General features: G+C 68.7%; 8 protein-coding genes and 1 pseudogene. 4 read left to right on the forward strand and 5 right to left on the reverse strand.

Features of this window, described 5'->3' with window-relative positions; genetic code table 11:
- Nucleotides 1-254: 254 nt before the first annotated feature.
- The 3 genes and pseudogenes from secF to yajC all read right to left on the reverse strand — a co-directional run bounded on the left by secF (nucleotide 255) and on the right by yajC (nucleotide 3,467).
- Nucleotides 255-1,367 carry a protein translocase subunit SecF gene (secF, locus tag ACZ5KV_RS00115; protein ID WP_464241786.1) on the reverse strand — a complete coding sequence of 371 codons (1,113 nt, stop codon included), beginning with the start codon at nucleotides 1,365-1,367 and terminating at the stop codon, nucleotides 255-257.
- Nucleotides 1,368-1,457: 90 nt separating this feature from the next.
- Nucleotides 1,458-2,933 (reverse strand): annotated as a pseudogene (gene secD / locus ACZ5KV_RS00120) (protein translocase subunit SecD); the annotation flags it as partial.
- Nucleotides 2,934-3,116: 183 nt separating this feature from the next.
- Complete coding sequence (gene yajC, locus ACZ5KV_RS00125; protein ID WP_464240313.1) at nucleotides 3,117-3,467, reverse strand: preprotein translocase subunit YajC; 351 nt, start codon at nucleotides 3,465-3,467, stop codon at nucleotides 3,117-3,119.
- Between the two features lie 836 nt (nucleotides 3,468-4,303).
- Here yajC and ACZ5KV_RS00130 point away from each other — a divergent pair.
- From ACZ5KV_RS00130 to ACZ5KV_RS00145, 4 genes are all read left to right on the forward strand, one after another.
- Complete coding sequence (locus tag ACZ5KV_RS00130; protein ID WP_464240314.1) at nucleotides 4,304-5,434, forward strand: class II glutamine amidotransferase domain-containing protein; 1,131 nt, start codon at nucleotides 4,304-4,306, stop codon at nucleotides 5,432-5,434.
- The gene (locus tag ACZ5KV_RS00135; protein ID WP_464240315.1) at nucleotides 5,398-7,032 is read left to right on the forward strand and encodes a glutamate synthase-related protein; all 1,635 of its coding nucleotides are present in this window, start codon (nucleotides 5,398-5,400) and stop codon (nucleotides 7,030-7,032) included. The genes ACZ5KV_RS00130 and ACZ5KV_RS00135 overlap by 37 nt, the downstream gene beginning before the upstream one ends.
- A 31-nt stretch (nucleotides 7,033-7,063) precedes the next feature.
- Nucleotides 7,064-9,451, forward strand: a complete 2,388-nt coding sequence (locus ACZ5KV_RS00140) for an FAD-dependent oxidoreductase (RefSeq protein ID WP_464240316.1) — start codon at nucleotides 7,064-7,066, stop codon at nucleotides 9,449-9,451.
- A gap of 375 nt (nucleotides 9,452-9,826) precedes the next feature.
- The gene (locus tag ACZ5KV_RS00145; RefSeq protein WP_464240317.1) at nucleotides 9,827-11,788 is read left to right on the forward strand and encodes a methyl-accepting chemotaxis protein; all 1,962 of its coding nucleotides are present in this window, start codon (nucleotides 9,827-9,829) and stop codon (nucleotides 11,786-11,788) included.
- A gap of 77 nt (nucleotides 11,789-11,865) precedes the next feature.
- On the opposite strand, the gene ACZ5KV_RS00150 is transcribed toward ACZ5KV_RS00145, so the two are convergent.
- On the reverse strand, nucleotides 11,866-12,108 hold the full coding sequence (locus ACZ5KV_RS00150) for a hypothetical protein (RefSeq protein ID WP_464240318.1): 243 nt from the start codon (nucleotides 12,106-12,108) through the stop codon (nucleotides 11,866-11,868).
- Between the two features lie 314 nt (nucleotides 12,109-12,422).
- Entirely contained in the window at nucleotides 12,423-17,012 is a 4,590-nt protein-coding gene (locus ACZ5KV_RS00155) for a glutamate synthase-related protein (protein ID WP_464240319.1), read from the reverse strand.
- Nucleotides 17,013-17,175: the final 163 nt, after the last annotated feature.

Here is a 17,175-nt window from a genome sequence, read left to right on the forward strand (position 1 = left end):
CCGACGGAAAGCGCCCTGCCATGACGCGTTCGTCGTTCTGTGCATCCGTATTGCGAAGGGTGTGCCAAGAACATAAACAATGTAATTACAGTATGTTGTCGCGTGCCTCATCTTGATGCTCCCGGGGTTGTGCAAGGCGAGGCACAATGTGGCTGCACAATATGTGCAACAGGGTTCACCCCGGGGCTGCACAAGAAAGCCCCCCGGTCCGCAGGCGCGGGCCGGGGGGCCGTGTCTTGTCTTGGGGAGCGGGATCAGGCCCGCTGGGCCGCGGCGGGCTCCCGGTCCTCTTCGTCCGTCTCGGCGTCCTTGCCGCCGGCCAGGGCGCTGGGCCCGAAGCCGAGCAGGATCGGGCTGGCCACGAAGATGGAGGAGTACGTGCCCACGCCGATGCCGATGAGCAGGGCCAGGGCGAAGTCGTGGATTACCGACCCGCCGAAGAAGAACAGCGCGGCGACCACGAGCAGGGTCGTGCCCGAGGTCAGCAGCGTGCGCGACAGGGTCTGGTTGATGGAGGTGTTGATGATCTCCTTGAAGTCCTTGCGCTTGCGGCCGCCCAGGTTCTCGCGGATGCGGTCGAAGACGATGATCGTGTCGTTCAGGGAGTAGCCGATGATGGTCAGCAGCGCGGCGATGATGGTCAGGTCGAACTCCTTGCCCAGCAGGGAGAAGACGCCCACCGTGACCAGCACGTCGTGGATCAGGGCGACCACGGCGCCCAGGGCGTAGTTGAGCTTCAGCCGCCAGCACAGGGCCAGGGTGATGACCAGGGCGGCCACGGTCAGCAGGCTCACGGGCACGTCGACGAGGTCCAGCGCATAGACGCCCGTGGCCAGCCCGGCGGCCATGATGCCCGCCGCCATCCAGCGGGCCTCGAAGCGCCCGGAGATGTAGATGGCGATGAGCAGTACGGCGTAGAACATGGCCTCCAGGGCGCTTTCGCGCAGGTCCGCGCCGACCTTGGGGCCGACCATCTCCTGGCGCTGGATCTCGTAGGCCGTGTCGGGCGCCTGGGCGGCCATGGCGGCCTGCACGTGGCCGCGCACGGCTTCGGTGGTCAGCCCCTCCTGCTCGGACAGGCGCACCAGATACTCGTGGTCGCCCTCCATGCCCATGCGCTGCACGACCACGCCCTTCAACCCTTCGGCCTCCAGGGCCGAGGTGAAGGCGGCGGTGTCCAGGCCGCTGTCCGCGCGCATCTGCACGGTGATGCCGCCCGCGAAGTCGATGCCGTACTTGGGCCCGCCGTGGGCCACCAGGGAGGCGACGCCGACCAGGATGGCCAGGGCCGAGGCCGCGAAGGCGATGCGGCGGTTGCCGATGAAGTTGAAGTTCGTGCCGGGCTTGATGAACGACAGGCCCGCCACGGGGTTCTTGATCCTGGGCAGCAGGTCGAAGAACACGCGCGAGACGAAAATCGCCGTGAACATGGAGGCCAGGATGCCCAGGGTCAGGGTCACGGCGAAGCCGCGCACCGGGCCGGTGCCGAACTGGTAGAGGATGATGGCCGCGATGATGGTGGTCAGGTTGGCGTCGAGGATGGTCAGCGTGGCGCGGGAGTAGCCTTCGGCCACGGCGGCGGCGTTTGTCAGCCCGCGCCGCAGTTCCTCGCGGATGCGTTCGTAGATGATGACGTTGGCGTCCACGGCCATGCCGATGGTCAGGATGATGCCCGCGATGCCCGGCAGGGTCAGGGTGGCGCCGAAGGCGGCCAGCCCGGCCATGATGAGCACGATGTTCAGCAGCAGTACGGCGTTGGCCACCAGGCCGCCGAAGCCGTAGTACAGGGCCATGAAGCCGAGCACCAGGACGAAGCCGACCACGGTGGAGGTGACGCCCTTGTCGATGGATTCCTGGCCCAGGGAGGGGCCGACGCTGCGCTCTTCGAGCACGCTGACCGGCGCGGGCAGCGAGCCCGAACGCAGGACGACCGCCAGGTCCGTGGCCTCCTCGGTGCTGAAGGAGCCGGAGATGGAGGCCTGCCCGCCGCTGATCTTCTGCTTGATGACCGGGGCGGAATAGACCTGGCCGTCCAGGACGATGGCCAGCCGGTTGCCCACGTTGTCGCCCGTCAGGCGCGAGAACTTGCGCCCGCCCGAGGCGTTGAGGGACAGGGACACGTAGGGCTGGCCGAACTGGTCGTACTGCACCTGGGCGTTGGAAACGGCCTCGCCGGAGAGCTGGACCTCGCGGTGCAGCACGATGGGCCGCTCCAGGTAGGTGCCGTCGGGGTTCAGGTGGCGCATGGTCAGCACGTCGCGGCCGACGCGGCGGGCGTCCTCGGGCTTGGTCGCGTCGTCCACGAGCTTGAACTCGAGGTGCGCGGTGCGCCCGATGATGTCGATGGCCCGCTGCGGGTCGTCCAGGCCGGGGAGCTGCACCTGGATGCGGTTGCCCTCCTGGCGGCGGATGTCGGGCTCGGCCACGCCGAACTGGTCGATGCGGTTGCGGATGGTCTTCACGGCCTGATCCATGGTCAGGCGCTCGACCTCCTTGCGGTATTCGGGGCGCATGGCCAGGATGTAGCGCAGGCCTTCGCCCTGGGGCTGGCGCTCGGTCACGGTGTAGGCCGAGCGGTAGGAATCCTGGATCAGGGCGTCGAACTCGGTCTGCTGGCCGGCCTTGGTCAGGACGATGCCCAGCCTGCCGTCGGGGGTCACGGCGGCGTTGTACACGGCGATGCGCTTCTCGCGGGTCTGGCCCTTCAGGTCTTCGCCAGCCTGGGACAGGGCGTATTCGACGGCCTTGTCCACGTCGACACCCAGGGTCAGGTGCACGCCGCCGCGCAGGTCGAGCCCGAGGACGACCTGCTTTTCGGGCAGGAAGACGCGCAGGGCCGAGCCCTGCGGCAGGTAGGAAGGCAGCGCCCAGGCCAGGCCCAAAACGCCCACCACGAGGGCGATGGCAATGCGGTAACGCAGAGTCCCTTTCATGTGTTCTCCTCAGGTCCGAAATACGGTGACGCCGTGCGCGGGGCGCACCGGCCCCGCCTGCCCGAAGGCAGCAAGTTGATACGCCGTATCAAAAGCCAAGGCAAGCGGAGCCCTTCGGGGCCGCGTGGGGCCCGGTGGGGATCGCTTGCCTTGCAGAGCGCCGCGCCGCGCGCGCCGCCCGGATTATTTCTTGCCCTTTCCGGTGTCCTTGGGGGTCCGGTCGGCCATGGCGGACACGAAGTTGCGGTTGACCTCGACGATCATGTCGTTGCCCAGGTCCACGCGCAGCACGTCGCCGTCCACCTCGACGATGCGGCCGTACATGCCGCCACCGGTGAGCACCTTGTCGCCCTTTTTCAGGGAGGCGAGCATCTCGCGGTGCTGCTTCTGCTTCTTCTGCTGCGGGCGGATGAGCAGGAAGTAGAAGATGACGAACATGAGGATCAGCGGCATCAGGGAGCCCAGGGCGCCTCCGATTCCGCCGTCGCCACCGGCGGGCGGAGCCATGGCATACGCGACTTCGGGAAAGAACATCGTTCCTCCAGGATTGTTGACTGGACGTTGCCGCCGCGGCGGCAGGACTGGTCCGGATAGTGACGAACGCGGCCGGGCCAAAGGCCGGGCCGCAGTCAGGCACTTAAATCGTCCGCCTGTTTTCGTCAATGGAAAACGGACCGGGGCCGCCGCCGCCCGCCGCCCGCGGAGCGCCGTCTTCCAGGGCCGGAAACGGCGCCCCGGAGGTCGCCGCCATTCGGGGCGGCTGCGGCGCCCGACTCCCCGCCCGCCCCGCCGCGCATTGTCGGGGTCGGCGGGCGCAGGTGCGGTCCGTGCGTCCCGCCGGGCCGCATGGCTGCGGCATCGGGGCGCACCGGGTGCGGGCACCGCGCCGCTCCGGCGGCGACACGCCGGGTGCGGCACGGCGTCGCCGTCTGCGGCTCTTGCGGCCGGGCTCTCCCCCGCGTGCCGGATTTCGCACCCGGGGAGCTTCTTTTCGTGAGCTTCATCTTTTGTGGACATGCGCGCATAACCTTGAATATATTATATGTGTCGCCACCTGTCTTTTTTTATACATTTTTGTCATAACATAGCATCGTTTCCAGGCTTTACTTGGCGAAAAGTATACTATAAGAGTAATTCCCCGTTTGTCGGACTGGGCGCCAAGCAGCGCGAGCACGGATGCGCCGCCCTTCCCCCGACCCGCCAGGCGGTGACGCCCGGGTTGCCACCCGGAGAACACAACACGCGTAGACAACGGTTTCGCCCGGCGGCGCCAGGGCGGCCCCGCAACCGGCGGGCGCCGCGCCCCCCGTTCCGCCCTTCCGTCCGCCGGGGCCTGCCGCAAACCGCCTGCGCGTCAGGGAGTTTGCACCATGTGCCGATTGTTCGCACTCACCAGTACCGAGCCCGTCTCGCCCATGCGCGCCGTCCGCGCGCTGGACGTGATGCGCGAAGGGCACGACGGCTCCGGCGTCGGGCTCTTTCTCACCGGCCTGGGCGGCCCGCTCGGCGAGCTCAAGGGCTGCCCCATCCTCTCGGGCATCCTGACCCACGACGGCGAAAAACGCCTGAACAAGCTCATGGACGCCAAGGGCTTCACCCTGCGCCACCGCCTGAGCTGGGACCTGCCCGCCACCCCGCCCGCCGGAACCCCCCGGCGCGACGTGTACCTCGTGGCGGCCTACGACGTTCCCAAGGCCTGGCGCGACCTGCCCCCCGCCGAACGCGAGCTGAACGTCATGCGCACCCGCCTGGAGCTGAAGCACATGGGCCTGGAGCGCGAGGACATCACCGTCTTCAGCTTCTGGCCCGACGTGGTCATGGTCAAGGAGATCGGCGATCCCCTGGCCGTCGGCCAGTACCTGGGGGTGGACCGCGAGGACCTGCACGCCCGCCAGATCCTGGCCCAGGGCAGGCAGAACACCAACTACGCCATCAACCTCTACGCCTGCCACCCCTTCTTCATCCAGGGCATCTGCACCATGACCAACGGCGAGAACACCGCCTTCATTCCCATCAAGGAATGGCTCATGTCCTGCGGGGTGCCGGGGTACGAGGGCTACCACTCCGACTCCGAGGTGTTCACGCACATCCTGCATTTCACCCTGCGCCGCCTGGGCCTGCCGCTGGAAGCCTACAAACACGTCATCACGCCCCTGTCCGACGCGGACATGCAGGGTCACCCCGACGCGGCCTTTCTGGAGCAGCTCAAGGCCTCGTGCCGCAAGCTGATTATCGACGGGCCCAACTGCGTCATCGGCTGCCTGCCCGACAGGACCATGTTCATGGTTCAGGACCGCAAGAAACTGCGCCCCGGCGTGGTCGGCGGCCGCCCCGGCCTGTACGCCTTCTCCTCGGAGATCTGCGGCCTGGACGCCGCCATCCCCGAGCGCGACAAGACCCGTGACTTCCAGCCCATGCATCTGGACACCGCCATCGTCGGCCCCGGGTGCGAGGAGATCGAGATATGCCGTCAAACGCAGCAATTGCCCCAGGCACGCTGAGCCACGTCGACCTGCCCTGGCAGATCGACTGGACCAAGGACAAATGCACCCTGTGCGGCCAGTGCGTGGCCGTGTGCCCCGTGCGGGCCATCGAGCTGGGCGTGTTCCGCAAGCGTGAGATCAAGGCCGCCTTCGGCCTGACCACCACCAGCGAGAACCAGTACAGCGTCCACTACGGCATCCGTCAGAAAACGGACCCGGCCCATGCCTGCATCGGCTGCGGCATGTGCGACATGGTCTGCCCCGGCGACGCCATCACCCCGCGCAGAAACGACGAGCAGCCCAAGCTCAAAATGCACGTCAACAGGGGCGGCGCCCCCCGCACGCGCGGCGGGCGGCGCAACGACAAGGGCTCCCTGCTCGACCAGATCAAGTTCGTGCGCATCTCCATGCTCACGGACCCCGCCCTGGACGCCGGGCGCCACGAGTTCGACCTGACGACCATGATCGGGCGCATCCTGCCGCCGGAAAAGGCCCTGGAAACCTTCCGCGAGAACGGCTGGATGCCCCCGGTGCGCAAGATTTATCCGCTGCTCATCGGCGGCATGAGCTTCGGCGCGCTGTCGCCCAACATGTGGGAAGGCCTGCAAATGGGCGTGGCCTACCTGAACGAGGAACTGCACATGCCGGTGCGCATGTGCACCGGCGAGGGCGGCTGCCCGCCGCGCCTGCTGCGCTCGCGCTTCCTCAAGTACGTCATTTTGCAGATCGCCTCGGGCTACTTCGGCTGGGACGAGATCATCCACGCCCTGCCGGAGATGAAGGAAGACCCCTGCGCCGTGGAGATCAAGTACGGCCAGGGCGCCAAGCCCGGCGACGGCGGCCTGCTCATGTGGCACAAGGTCAACAAGCTCATCGCCGCCATCCGCGGCGTGCCCGTGGGCGTCAGCCTGCCCTCGCCGCCCACCCACCAGACCAAGTACTCCATCGAGGAGGCCGTGGCCAAGATGATCCAGTCCATGTCCATGGCCTGGGGCTTCCGGGTGCCGGTCTACCCCAAGATCAGCGCGACCACGACCTCCCTGGCGGTGCTGAACAACCTGGCGCGCAACAAGTACGCCGCCGGGCTGGCCATCGACGGCGAGGACGGCGGCACCGGCGCGGCCTACAACGTGTCCATGGACCACATGGGCCACCCCATCGCCTCGAACATCCGCGACTGCTACTTGAACCTGTGCCGCATCGGCGCCCAGAACGAGCTGCCGCTCATCGCGGGCGGCGGCGTGGGCAAGAACGGCAACCTGGCCGCCAACGCCGCCGCGCTGATCATGCTCGGCGCCTCCGCCGTGCAGATCGGCAAGTACGTCATGCAGGCCGCGGCGGGCTGCGTGGGCAGCGAGGGCGACCGCTGCAACGTGTGCAACATCGGCGTCTGCCCCAAGGGCATCACCTCGCAGGACCCGCGCCTCTACCGCCGCCTGGACCCCGAAAAGGTCGCCGAGCGCGTGGTGGAGGTCTTCCTCGCCTTCGACGGCGAGATGAAGAAGATCCTCGCGCCCCTGGGTCGCTCCACCTCCCTGCCCGTCGGCATGTCCGACGCCCTGGGCATCGGCGACAAGGACGCGGCCGACCGCTTGAGCATCCGCTACTGCGTGTAGCGCACACACGTTCAGGACCGGAGAACATCAGATGGAACAAAGCAGCATGCAGACCATAAGCGGACAGGAAGACGGCCAGCGCATCGAATCGCGCATCCTGGAGGAGCGCGTGCAGCGCGCCGTGGCCGACGGCGCCACGGAACTGACCGTCCAGGCCTTCGGCCAGCACGGCATCGGCGGGCGCCTGTGGCGCAGCGAGAAAAGCCCGGTGACGATTCACGTCACCGGCTCCCCGGGTCAGCGCCTGGGGTCCATGGGCTTTCCGGGCACGACCATCGTCTCCGACGGCCCGGCCTCGGACGACACCGGCTGGCTGTGCGCCGGGGCGGAGATCGTGGTCAGAGGCAACGCCTCCAACGGCACCTGCAACGCCATGGCCCAGGGCAAGGTCTTCATCGGCGGGCACATCGGCTCGCGCGGCATGACCATGACCAAGCAGAACCCGCGCATGGCCCCGCCGGAACTGTGGGTGCTGGACAGCGTGGGTGACTACTTCGCCGAATTCATGGCCGGGGGCGTGGCCGTGGTCTGCGGGCTGAACCCGCGCGACCCGGAGAACGTGCTCGGCTACCGGCCCTGCGTGGGCATGGTCGGCGGGCGCATCTACTTCCGCGGGCCGTACAAGGGCTTTTCCGAAGCCGACGCCAAGCTGGTGGAGATCGACGACGCGGCCTGGGCCTGGCTCGAGGCCGGGCTGACGGACTTCCTGGCGCGCCTCGGCCGCCCCGAGGCCCTGGCGACCCTGGCCGTGCGCGGGCAGTGGCAGTGCATCGCCGCGCGCTCGCCCCAGGAGAAGCTCTCCAAGAAGCGCCGGAGCATGAAGGAATTCCGGGCCCAGGTATGGGACGCCGAGCTCGGGCGCGGCGGGCTCATCGGCGACCTGAGCAGCCTGGACCGCTCGCCCATCCCGGTCATCACCACCGGCGACCTGCGCCGCCACGTGCCGGTGTGGGAGAACCGCAAATACGCCCCGCCCTGCCAGTCGTCCTGCCCCAGCGGCATCCCCGTGCGCGAGCGCTGGGGGCTCATCCGCGCGGGCAGGCTGGACGAGGCCGTGGACCTGGCTCTGCGCTACACGCCCTTCCCGGCCACGGTCTGCGGGCATCTGTGCCCGAACCTGTGCATGTCGGGCTGCACGCGTCAGTCGCAGATGATGGCCCCGGTGGACGCCAAGGCCCTGGGCCGCGCGGGCCTGCGCGCCCGCGACCCCGAGCTGCCGCCCCTGTCGGGCGCGCGCGTGGCGGTCATCGGCGGTGGCCCGGCGGGCATTTCCGTGGCCTGGCAGCTCCGCCTGCTCGGCCACGCGGCCACGGTCTACGACCGCGCCGAGCAGCTCGGCGGCAAGATCAGCGCCCAGATTCCCGCCGGGCGCATTCCCCAGGACGTGCTGGACGCCGAGCTGGCCCGTGCCCGCCGCGTGCTGGGGCACACCAGCCTGGGCCGCGACCTGACCCGGGAGGACTTCGAGAGGCTGTTGGCCGAAAACGACTTCGTGGTCCTGGCCACGGGCTCGCAGAAGCCGCGCATCATCCCCGTGCCCGGCAAGGAGCTGCTGGTGCCCGCCAGCGACTTCCTGCGCACGGCCAAGGCGGGCACGGCCAAGGTCGGCAAGCGGCTGGTGGTCATCGGCGCGGGCAACGTGGGCTGCGACGTGGCCAGCGAGGCCGGGCGCCTGGGCGCCACGGAAATCACCCTCATCGACGTGCAGCAGCCCGCGAGCTTCGGCAAGGAGCGCGAGGAGGCCGAGAAATACGGCGCCACCTTCCGCTGGCCCTGCTTCACCAAGGAAATCACCTCCGAAGGCGTGGTGCTTTCCACGGGCGAACTGATCCCCGCCGACACGGTGGTCATCTCCATCGGCGACATGCCCGACCTGGGCTTCCTGCCCGAATCCATCGCCACCGAGCGCGGCTACGTGACCGTGAACGAGGCCTTCCAAACCACCAACGCCCGCGTGTTCGCCATCGGCGACGTGGTGCGCCTGGGCCTGTTGACCCAGGCCATCGGCGACGGGCGGCGCGCGGCCGTGGCCATCGACTCCATCCTCTCCGGCGCCCGGCCCCTGGGCGAAACGGCGACCATGAACGAAGACCTGCGCGCCCGGCTGGACTACGTGGACAGCGAAGGCCGCCTGTCGGAGACCATCGACACCACCCGGGTGACCCTGGCCTACTTCGACCCGCGCAAAACCAGCTTCGACGGCGTGGACGACTGCGCGGCGCAGTGTTCGAGCTGCGGCTCGTGCCGCGACTGCGGGCTGTGCGTGACCGTCTGCCCCCAGGGCGCCATCTCGCGCCGCGAGGCCGGGGAGGACTTCGAGATGGTTTGCGACGCCACGCGCTGCATCGGCTGCGGCTTCTGCGCCGACGCCTGCCCCTGCGGCATCTGGAATCTGGTGAAGAATACCCCGATGGAATAAGCGTTACGTGATACATGCTCCAAAGCGGCCACCCGTCGGGTGGCCGCTTTTTTTATTCTCTTGGCACAGGTGTCTTACAGTGTATGTGTTGATGAACTCCATTGAATCCACAAGGATAATGGTATAGAAGCATATGTTTCCCGTCATGCTGTCTCTTTTGATGCCCCTCTGTAAATCTTTATCTCCCCTTCTTCTCGTAGGCGGTCTATCGGTAGCTTATAATTGCATCCAGTCGACCAAGTGAAGCATTGCACAATGTGCCCTGCGCTTGACACGGCATATCTTTTGCGTCACAAAGATGCAAAGTCCTATTATAGAGCTAGGATACTTGGCCACATGCGGAATGACGGCCAGGTGCCCTCCCCGGGAGACCCTATGAAACCTTCCCTCACCGTGCGCCTCGGCGTCGTTTTTGTTGCGTGCTCTGCGGTGGCCGCTGTTCCGGCTGCAAGCCTCTCCAGCGGCTGGTCGGCGCCGGTGGCGGCCCTGGCCGGGTTCGCCCTGGGGCTCGTGCCCGCAGGCGTGGCCCTGGTGCTGCTCCACAGGCGGGTCAGCCTGCCCTTGCGGGCTTTGGCCGAGCACGCCGGGCACCTGTCCCGGGGCGAATTCAGCTCCGTGCCCAAGGCCGACCTGGCGGGCGAAATGGCTGTCATGGCCGAAGCCTACGCCGCCATGGCCAAGGCCCTCAAGCAGCGCATCGGGGGCATGGAGGGCATCCTCGCCGGGCTGTCCCTGGCCTACCCGTTCCTGACTGTGGACCCCAAGGGCATGGTCACCCGCTGCAATTCCCTGATGGTGGACCTGCTGGGCAAGACGGGCGGCCCCGAGCGGCACGTGGGCGGCAGCGTGCGCGAGTTTTTGTACGCCGACGCCTCGCGGCGCACGATCATCGAGCAGGCCATGGCCGAGCGCAGGCCCGTCGAGTCCGAGATCACGATCCGCTCGGCCTCGGGGCGCGAATTGGCCCTGCACGTCAACGCCAGCCCGCTGTTCGACATGGACGGCGCGCTCATGGGCGGATTTGCCACCTACTACGACCTCACCGACCTGCGGAGGGGCGAGGCCTCCGTGCGCGAAAAGAACACCAGCATCGCGGCCATTGCCTCCCAGTGCGGCGTCATCTCCGAGGAGGTCGGCGCGGCGGCGGAGGATCTGGCCTCGCGCATCGAGAACGCCAACGCCGACGCCACTTCCCAACGCGAACGCATGCAGGAGACCGCGGCGGCCATGGAACAGATGAACGCCGCCGTGCTGGAGGTCGCCTCCAACGCCGCCAGCGCCGCCGAGCAGGCCGCGGACGCCAGCGGCAAATCGCGCCAGGGCGCGCAGCGCGTGCATCGCCTTGTGGAGCAGATCGGCCGCGTGGACGGAGTCATCGAAGCCCTGGCCTCGCGCATTGCGGACCTCGGCTCCCGGGCCGACGGCATCGGCCAGGTGATGAACGTCATCAACGACATTGCGGACCAGACCAATTTGCTGGCGCTTAACGCGGCCATCGAGGCGGCCCGGGCGGGCGACGCGGGCCGGGGCTTTGCCGTGGTCGCCGACGAAGTGCGCAAACTGGCCGAGAAGACCATGAGCGCCACCCAGGAGGTCGGCTCCGTCATCCGCGCCATCCAGGAGAGCACCAAGGCCGCCGCGTCGGAGATGACCGAAGCCACCCTGGCCGTGGAGGAAGCGACCTCCGGCGCCACGGACTCCGGCAAGGCCCTGGAAGATATTCTGGCCCTGTCCGAGCGCACCAGCGATCAGGTGGGCGCCATCGCCACCGCCGCCGAGGAACAGTCCGCCAGCAGCGAGCAGATCAACCGCGCCATCGACGAGGTCAACGGGCTGGCCGGGCAAACCATGGCCATCATGAACCGGGCCGCCACGGACGTGTTCAGCCTCGCGGGGCAGGCCAACGACCTCTCGCGGCTGATCACCGGCATCCGTGACCCAAGCGCCCTGGAGGCCGAGGAACGTCTGCCCTGCTGGGTGTTCAAGAAGTGCGGCCGGGAGAAGGGCGGCAACAAGGTTCACGAGATGGGCGTCTGCCCGGCGTGGCCCGACGACGGTTATTCCTGCGCCACGGTGACGGGAACCTTCTGCGGCGGCACCGTGCAGGAAACCTTCGCCACGAAGATCGGCAGTTGCGCCAAGTGCGACTATTTCAAGTCCGGCTCCTACGACCGCGACACCATGCACGGCAAGGCCATGGACAGCCTGGCCCGCCAGGACGCCACCCCTGGCGCCACGGCCCGAAAGCCCGCTGCCAGGGGCAAGGCGCCCGCCGCCGCCAGGAAACCGGCCGCCCCCGGCGCCTCGAAGCCCGCCGCGCCTGCGCGCAGGGGCTGAATCGCCCTGCCCTGAAAAACACAAGGCCCGCCGTTCCAAAACGGCGGGCCGTCATCTCCCGGAGGCAGTGCCGCGCTCTAGGCGTATTCCACCGACAGGCTGTCCTCGAACTGGGCCGTCAGACGGATGGACTTGCCGTCCGCCTGGAAGTCATGCGTGTTGGCCGGGAAAAGCTGCACCGAGGCGGTCCACTCGTCCCCGAAGAAGATGTCCTTGGCCTCGCCGTTGCTCTCGAACCTGAGCTTGGTGCCATCCGCGAACGACATGATCTCCCCGTGGTGCAAGGCGCACGGGATGTTGGCCGACGTGTAATCGCTCATCGCTCCCCTCCTTTTTGGTGCTCCGGGTTTCCTGAACATAGCCCCTTGCCCAAAAAAGAACAAGAAGAACCAAATCGATAGGGAAAGCGGCGTTTCTTTTTTTCCCGGTCGCCCGCCCAGGCGCGCCGGATGCCGGATTCCCGTGCCCCTGCCTTTCGGCAAAAGACGGAACGCTCCGGGCGATGTCGCCCGGAGCGTTCGTGTTCCGCGCAGGGTGCGGCGGTGCCGTCCCTTTTCGGCCCTGTCGGGCCGGGACCGGGGTTGGTTGTGGATGGTGTCCGTCCCCCGGCTTGGCGCTGCGTCGCCTCGCCGCCCTACTCCGCCTTGGGCGGATTGGCGTGGGCCGGGGCGACGGCCACGAAGCGGTGGCGCACCTCGGCCAGCAGGGCCAGCACGGCGTCGGCCTCTTCGTCCTGGAAGCTGGCGCGCAGCTCGGCGCAGTAGCGGGTCAGCAGTTCGCGCACGTCGGCCTCGCCCTCGGGGGTCAGGGCCATGATCTGCACGTCGGCCCCGGAGGCCAGGCGGCGGGTCAGGCTCGCGCGGGTGAAGCCGAACTCGGGGTAGAGGCACTGGTAGACCACGCCGCCGGTCATGCCCGAGCAGAGCCACGGCCCCGGGTCGCCCAGGACCACGGCGCGCCCGCCGGTCATGTACTCGAAGGCGAAGCCCTTGAGGTGGGCGCGGGCGGCGACGTTGCCCTCCTCGTCGCGCAGGCGGGCCGTGATGCGCGCGCCGAACACGGCGTCCGCGCCGGACATGCGGATGCAGGCCCGGGAGTCGGCGTAGTTCTGGACCATGAGCGTGCCCGCGATGGCGCCGTAGGCGAAGCTCTTGCCCGTGGAGCCGTCGATGCGCCGCCCCATGAGGTTGGCGCCTTTGAAAACGCCGCAGGCGCCGCCGAAGCTGCCCTTGGCCGTGCCGTCCTGGGCGCCGCCGTCGACCATGACCTCGATGCCGGGGATGTTGAAGGCGCACAGGCCGTTGCCGGGCACGGAGGCGTCCAGGCGCAGGCGGGCGCGGCGCTCGCCGCCGGTGCCGAAGCGGCGGACCACGGCCCCGGCGAGGTAGGTGCCCATGGCGCGGTCCACGCTGCGGACAGAGCGGTCGGTGTAGCGCACCTCGCGCACGGCGTCGGAGCCAAGCTCGTCCAGGGAGATGTCCGAAACGAGGCGCGTCAGGAAGTTCAGGGGCTTGCGGACCACACGCACGGCCCCGGCGGGTCCGGCGGAGCCGTCCTGGGCCGGGGCGCGCAGCAGTTCGGCAAGGTCCACGGCCTCGAAGTGCGAACGCTGGCACAGCAGGTCCGTGCGACCCACGGCGTCGCGCACGCGGGCCACGCCCAGCCCGGCCAGGAGGATGCGCATCTGTTGGCCGATGTTGGCCAGCAGGCGGCCGAGGTTCTCGGTTTCGGCCTCGCGGTCCAGGGGCGTGAAGCCCTTGACTCCGCGCTTCTCGGCCTCCGCGCAGGTGCGAAGCTGGGTGGAGATGCCGCGCGGGCAGGTGTCCAGGTGGCAGCGCTGGCAACTGATGCAGCCCACGCCCATGAGCGCCACGGTGCCCATGCCCACGCGGTCGGCGCCGAGCAGGATCATCTTCAGGGCGTCCGCGCCGCTGCGCAGGCCGCCGTCGCACCACAGCTCCACCTGGCCGCGCAGGCCGGATTCCACCAGGGCGCGATGGGCCTGGCTCACGCCGATCTCGGCGGGCAGGCCGACGTATTTCTTGCTGTGCTCGCGGGCGGCGCCGGTGCCGCCGTCGAAGCCGGAGACGTTGACGATGTCCGCCCCGGCCTTGGCCACGCCCACGGCGATGGTGCCCACGCCGCTGGTCACGGGGATCTTCACCGACACGCGCGCCAGGGGGTTGGCGGTCTTGAGCTCGGTGATGATCTGGGCCAGATCCTCGATGCTGTAGATGTCGTGGTGGTTGGAGGGCGAGATGAGGCCGATGCCGGGCTTGCAGTGCCGCGCGCGGGCGACCATGGCCGTGACCTTCTGGCCGGGCAGGTGCCCGCCCTCGCCGGGCTTGGCGCCCTGGCCGACCTTGATTTCCAGGAAATCCACCGAGTTGAGGAACCCCATGTGCACGCCGAAGCGTCCGGAAGCGATCTGCTGGCCGCGGTTGTGGCGGTATTTCCCGAGCATGTCGGGAATTTCGCCGCCCTCGCCGTTCATGCACACGATGTTCAGGCGCAGGGCGGTTTCGGCATAGGTGCGGAAGGAGTTCTCGCCCTGGGAGCCGAAGCTCATGGCCGGGATGACCAGCGGCATGGCGTGGCTGCCCACGGCGAGGTCCACATCCTCGGGGGCCAGGGGCGCGGCGCCCTCGGGGGCGGAAAAGCCGAGCACATGGCGCAGGGCCACGGGAGCCTCGCGCTCCAGGTCCTCCAGGGCCCGGGCCGTGGCGGCGGGGTCGGCCTCGCCCAGGGCCGCGCGGCGCAGAACCTTGCCCACCCGCGCGTTGCGCGGCAGGTCGGCCCAGAGCTTCACCGGGCCGCCGGAGGTCGCCAGGGCCAGCCGCCGGGCGCCCTGCTCCTCCAGGCGGGCCAGGGTCAGCCCCGCGCTGTCCGACGGGCAGAAGTTGGGGCAGCCGAAGACCCCCGCCAGCTCCGGTGACAGGCCGATGGAGGCGAAGATGCGCCCGTAGCCGCACAATTCGTGGATACCCATGGTGGACATGACCTTTTCCATGCCCGTTTGCAGCACTTCCAGGGTGGTGCGCAGCACGGCTTCGGCCGGGCGCTCCGCGGTGGCGTGCTCGCGGGCCATGCGCCAGATCATGTACGGATTCACGGCGTCGGCGCCCAGGCCGAGCAGGAACATCACGTCGTGCAGGTTGCGCACGGCGGCGGAGCGCACGAGGAGCGAGCAGCGGCGGCGCAGGCGCTGGGCGTCGAAATCCCGCCCGATCCAGGCCAGGGCCAGGCCGGGGTCGATGTAGACCCGCCCGCCGGAGAAGGAGCGCGAGTCGTCGAGGACCACCAGCACCGCGCCCCGGGCCACGGCCTCGCGGCCTTCGCGGGCCAGTTCTTCCAGGCGGGCGGCCAGCCCGGCACCGGGCTCGAAGGTGGCGTCGAGGATGGCCACGCGCCGGGGGTCGCGGCCCTGGGCGGTGAAGAAGGACAATACGTCGTCGATGGTCTGGGTGCCGAAGGCGCGGGCCAGGCGGCCCAGGGCCGAGCCGCAGACTTCGCTGTCCAGGCAGCCGCCGAGCAGCAGCGGCGTGCGCAGCTCCAGGCCCACGGCGGCGGGTGTGCGCCGCCCCCCGGCGTCGGGGCGGTCGCCCAGGATGCTCCGCGTGGTGAAATGGTCGGCCTCGCGCTCGCGGTCGATGGCCGGATTGGTGACCACGGCCACGTTTTCCTTGAAGTATTCCGAAATGTTGGGCAGGCCCTGCTCGTTCAGGCAGGCCAGGGGGCCCTGGTAGCCCATGGAGCCGATGATGGCCCGGCCGACGCTTGCGGTCTTCTTGCGCGTTTCCACGTCGTATTTCTGCCAGCCGAAGCCTGCCAGCACCGGCTCGGCGGTCATGCTCGCCGTGGCCATGCGCGCGGCGCCGTCGGCCAGCAGGTGCTCCAGGCGCACGGGCTCGCCCTTTTGGGCCGGGATGGCCGTGTAGAGCGCATCCACGCTGTCCAGTAGGCCGCCCCGGGCCTGCATGAGCCGCAACACCCGGCGCTGGAAGGCCGTGTAGTCGAACACGACGGCCCGACGGCCCTTGGCCGAGAGGATGGCCACCTTCTCGCCGGGGGCCAGGGGCTTGGGGTCGCCCGCGGTGTCTTCCAGGTCCACCACGCCCTTTTCGGAGGACAGGTAGTAGTCGTAGTCGCTTTCGCCCAGCCACAGCGGGCGCAGGCCCAGGGCGTCCACACTGCCCATGCACATGTCGCCGTGGCGGGCGATGATCGCCGCCGGGCCCTGGGCCGAAGGCGGGAAAAACCAGCGGAAGAAGCCGTACACCCGGCGCAGTTCCTCGGGGTACTGCTCCACCTCGCTGTGTACCGCCGGAAAGACCATGGCGAAGGCCTCCAGCGGGTCGAAACCGTAGCGGTTGATGAGCCCTTCGAGGATGCGGTTCAGGTCCTGCGAGTCGCTGCCGCCGGGCACGGGCGGGATGTCCAGCACGCTGCCGGAGTTGCGCAGGCGTTCGATGGTGTTGATCTCGCCGTTGTGGGCCAGCATGGAAAAGGGCTGGGCGCGCTCCACCGTGGGCAGGGTGTTGGTGGAATAGCGGCTGTGGCCCAGGCAGATGCGCGAGCGGGTGTCGGGGTCGCGCAGCTCGGGGTAGACGCGGGGCAGCAGGTCCGGCACGCCGCGCACCTTGTAGACCACGCTGTGGCACGACAGGGAGGCCGTGTGCAGTTCGGGCTCCTGGCGCTCCAGTTCGCGCTCGATGCCAAAGAGCAGGCGCCCCACGTCGTCGCGGTCGGCCTCGCCGACCAGTCCGGCCACCTGCCAGAACAGCGGGGCCTCGGCCTGGGCCATGGGGCCCAGCTCGTCGTCGCTGGTGCGGCCCTGAAGCTCGAGTACGATTTCCGCCCCGCGCGCGGCGAAGACCTCGCGGGCCGCGGCGCAAACCTCGTCGGCCCGGGGCCGCAGGCCGTGGGGCACCAGGAAGTGGCCCACGAAAAAGCCCGTGGACTCGGCCAGATGCGGCGAGAGCCCGGCGCCTTCCAGGCGGTGGGCCCACAGCTCGCGGGGGATGTCGGTCATGATGCCGCAGCCGTCGCCCTCGTCGTTGATGTCCCCCGAGCGGTGGGCCATTTTCTTCAAGGCTTCTATGGTCTTGACAATATTGGCGTGGGTGGAGTGGCCGCGCTTGTCGATGAAGGCGATGATGGCGCAGGCGTCGCGCTCCTCGACGAGGGAGCTGCGAACGGGTTCGGGGTGCCGGGGCAGGGGCATGGGCGTCCTCGCGGTGGTCGTGGCAGGCTTATTCGGAAAAGGGATGAACATCCTAGCGCGCCGGGCAAGGAAGCGGAAGCCGGGTGCCAATTTTCACAATCCCCCTGCCCCGGGCTATGATACGCGCGCGGATATCCATGGCTGGATTTCATGGATTGGGAAT

The organism is Desulfocurvus thunnarius, assembly GCF_055390965.1.

Bases quoted from the DNA above. Each gene is read 5' to 3' on its own strand.
- yajC (WP_464240313.1), bottom strand. From the start codon at position 3,467: ATGTTCTTTCCCGAAGTCGCGTATGCCATGGCTCCGCCCGCCGGTGGC.
- ACZ5KV_RS00145 (WP_464240317.1), top strand. From the start codon at position 9,827: ATGAAACCTTCCCTCACCGTGCGCCTCGGCGTCGTTTTTGTTGCGTGC.
- ACZ5KV_RS00150 (WP_464240318.1), bottom strand. From the start codon at position 12,108: ATGAGCGATTACACGTCGGCCAACATCCCGTGCGCCTTGCACCACGGG.
- ACZ5KV_RS00135 (WP_464240315.1), top strand. From the start codon at position 5,398: ATGCCGTCAAACGCAGCAATTGCCCCAGGCACGCTGAGCCACGTCGAC.
- ACZ5KV_RS00140 (WP_464240316.1), top strand. From the start codon at position 7,064: ATGGAACAAAGCAGCATGCAGACCATAAGCGGACAGGAAGACGGCCAG.
- ACZ5KV_RS00155 (WP_464240319.1), bottom strand. From the start codon at position 17,012: ATGCCCCTGCCCCGGCACCCCGAACCCGTTCGCAGCTCCCTCGTCGAG.
- ACZ5KV_RS00130 (WP_464240314.1), top strand. From the start codon at position 4,304: ATGTGCCGATTGTTCGCACTCACCAGTACCGAGCCCGTCTCGCCCATG.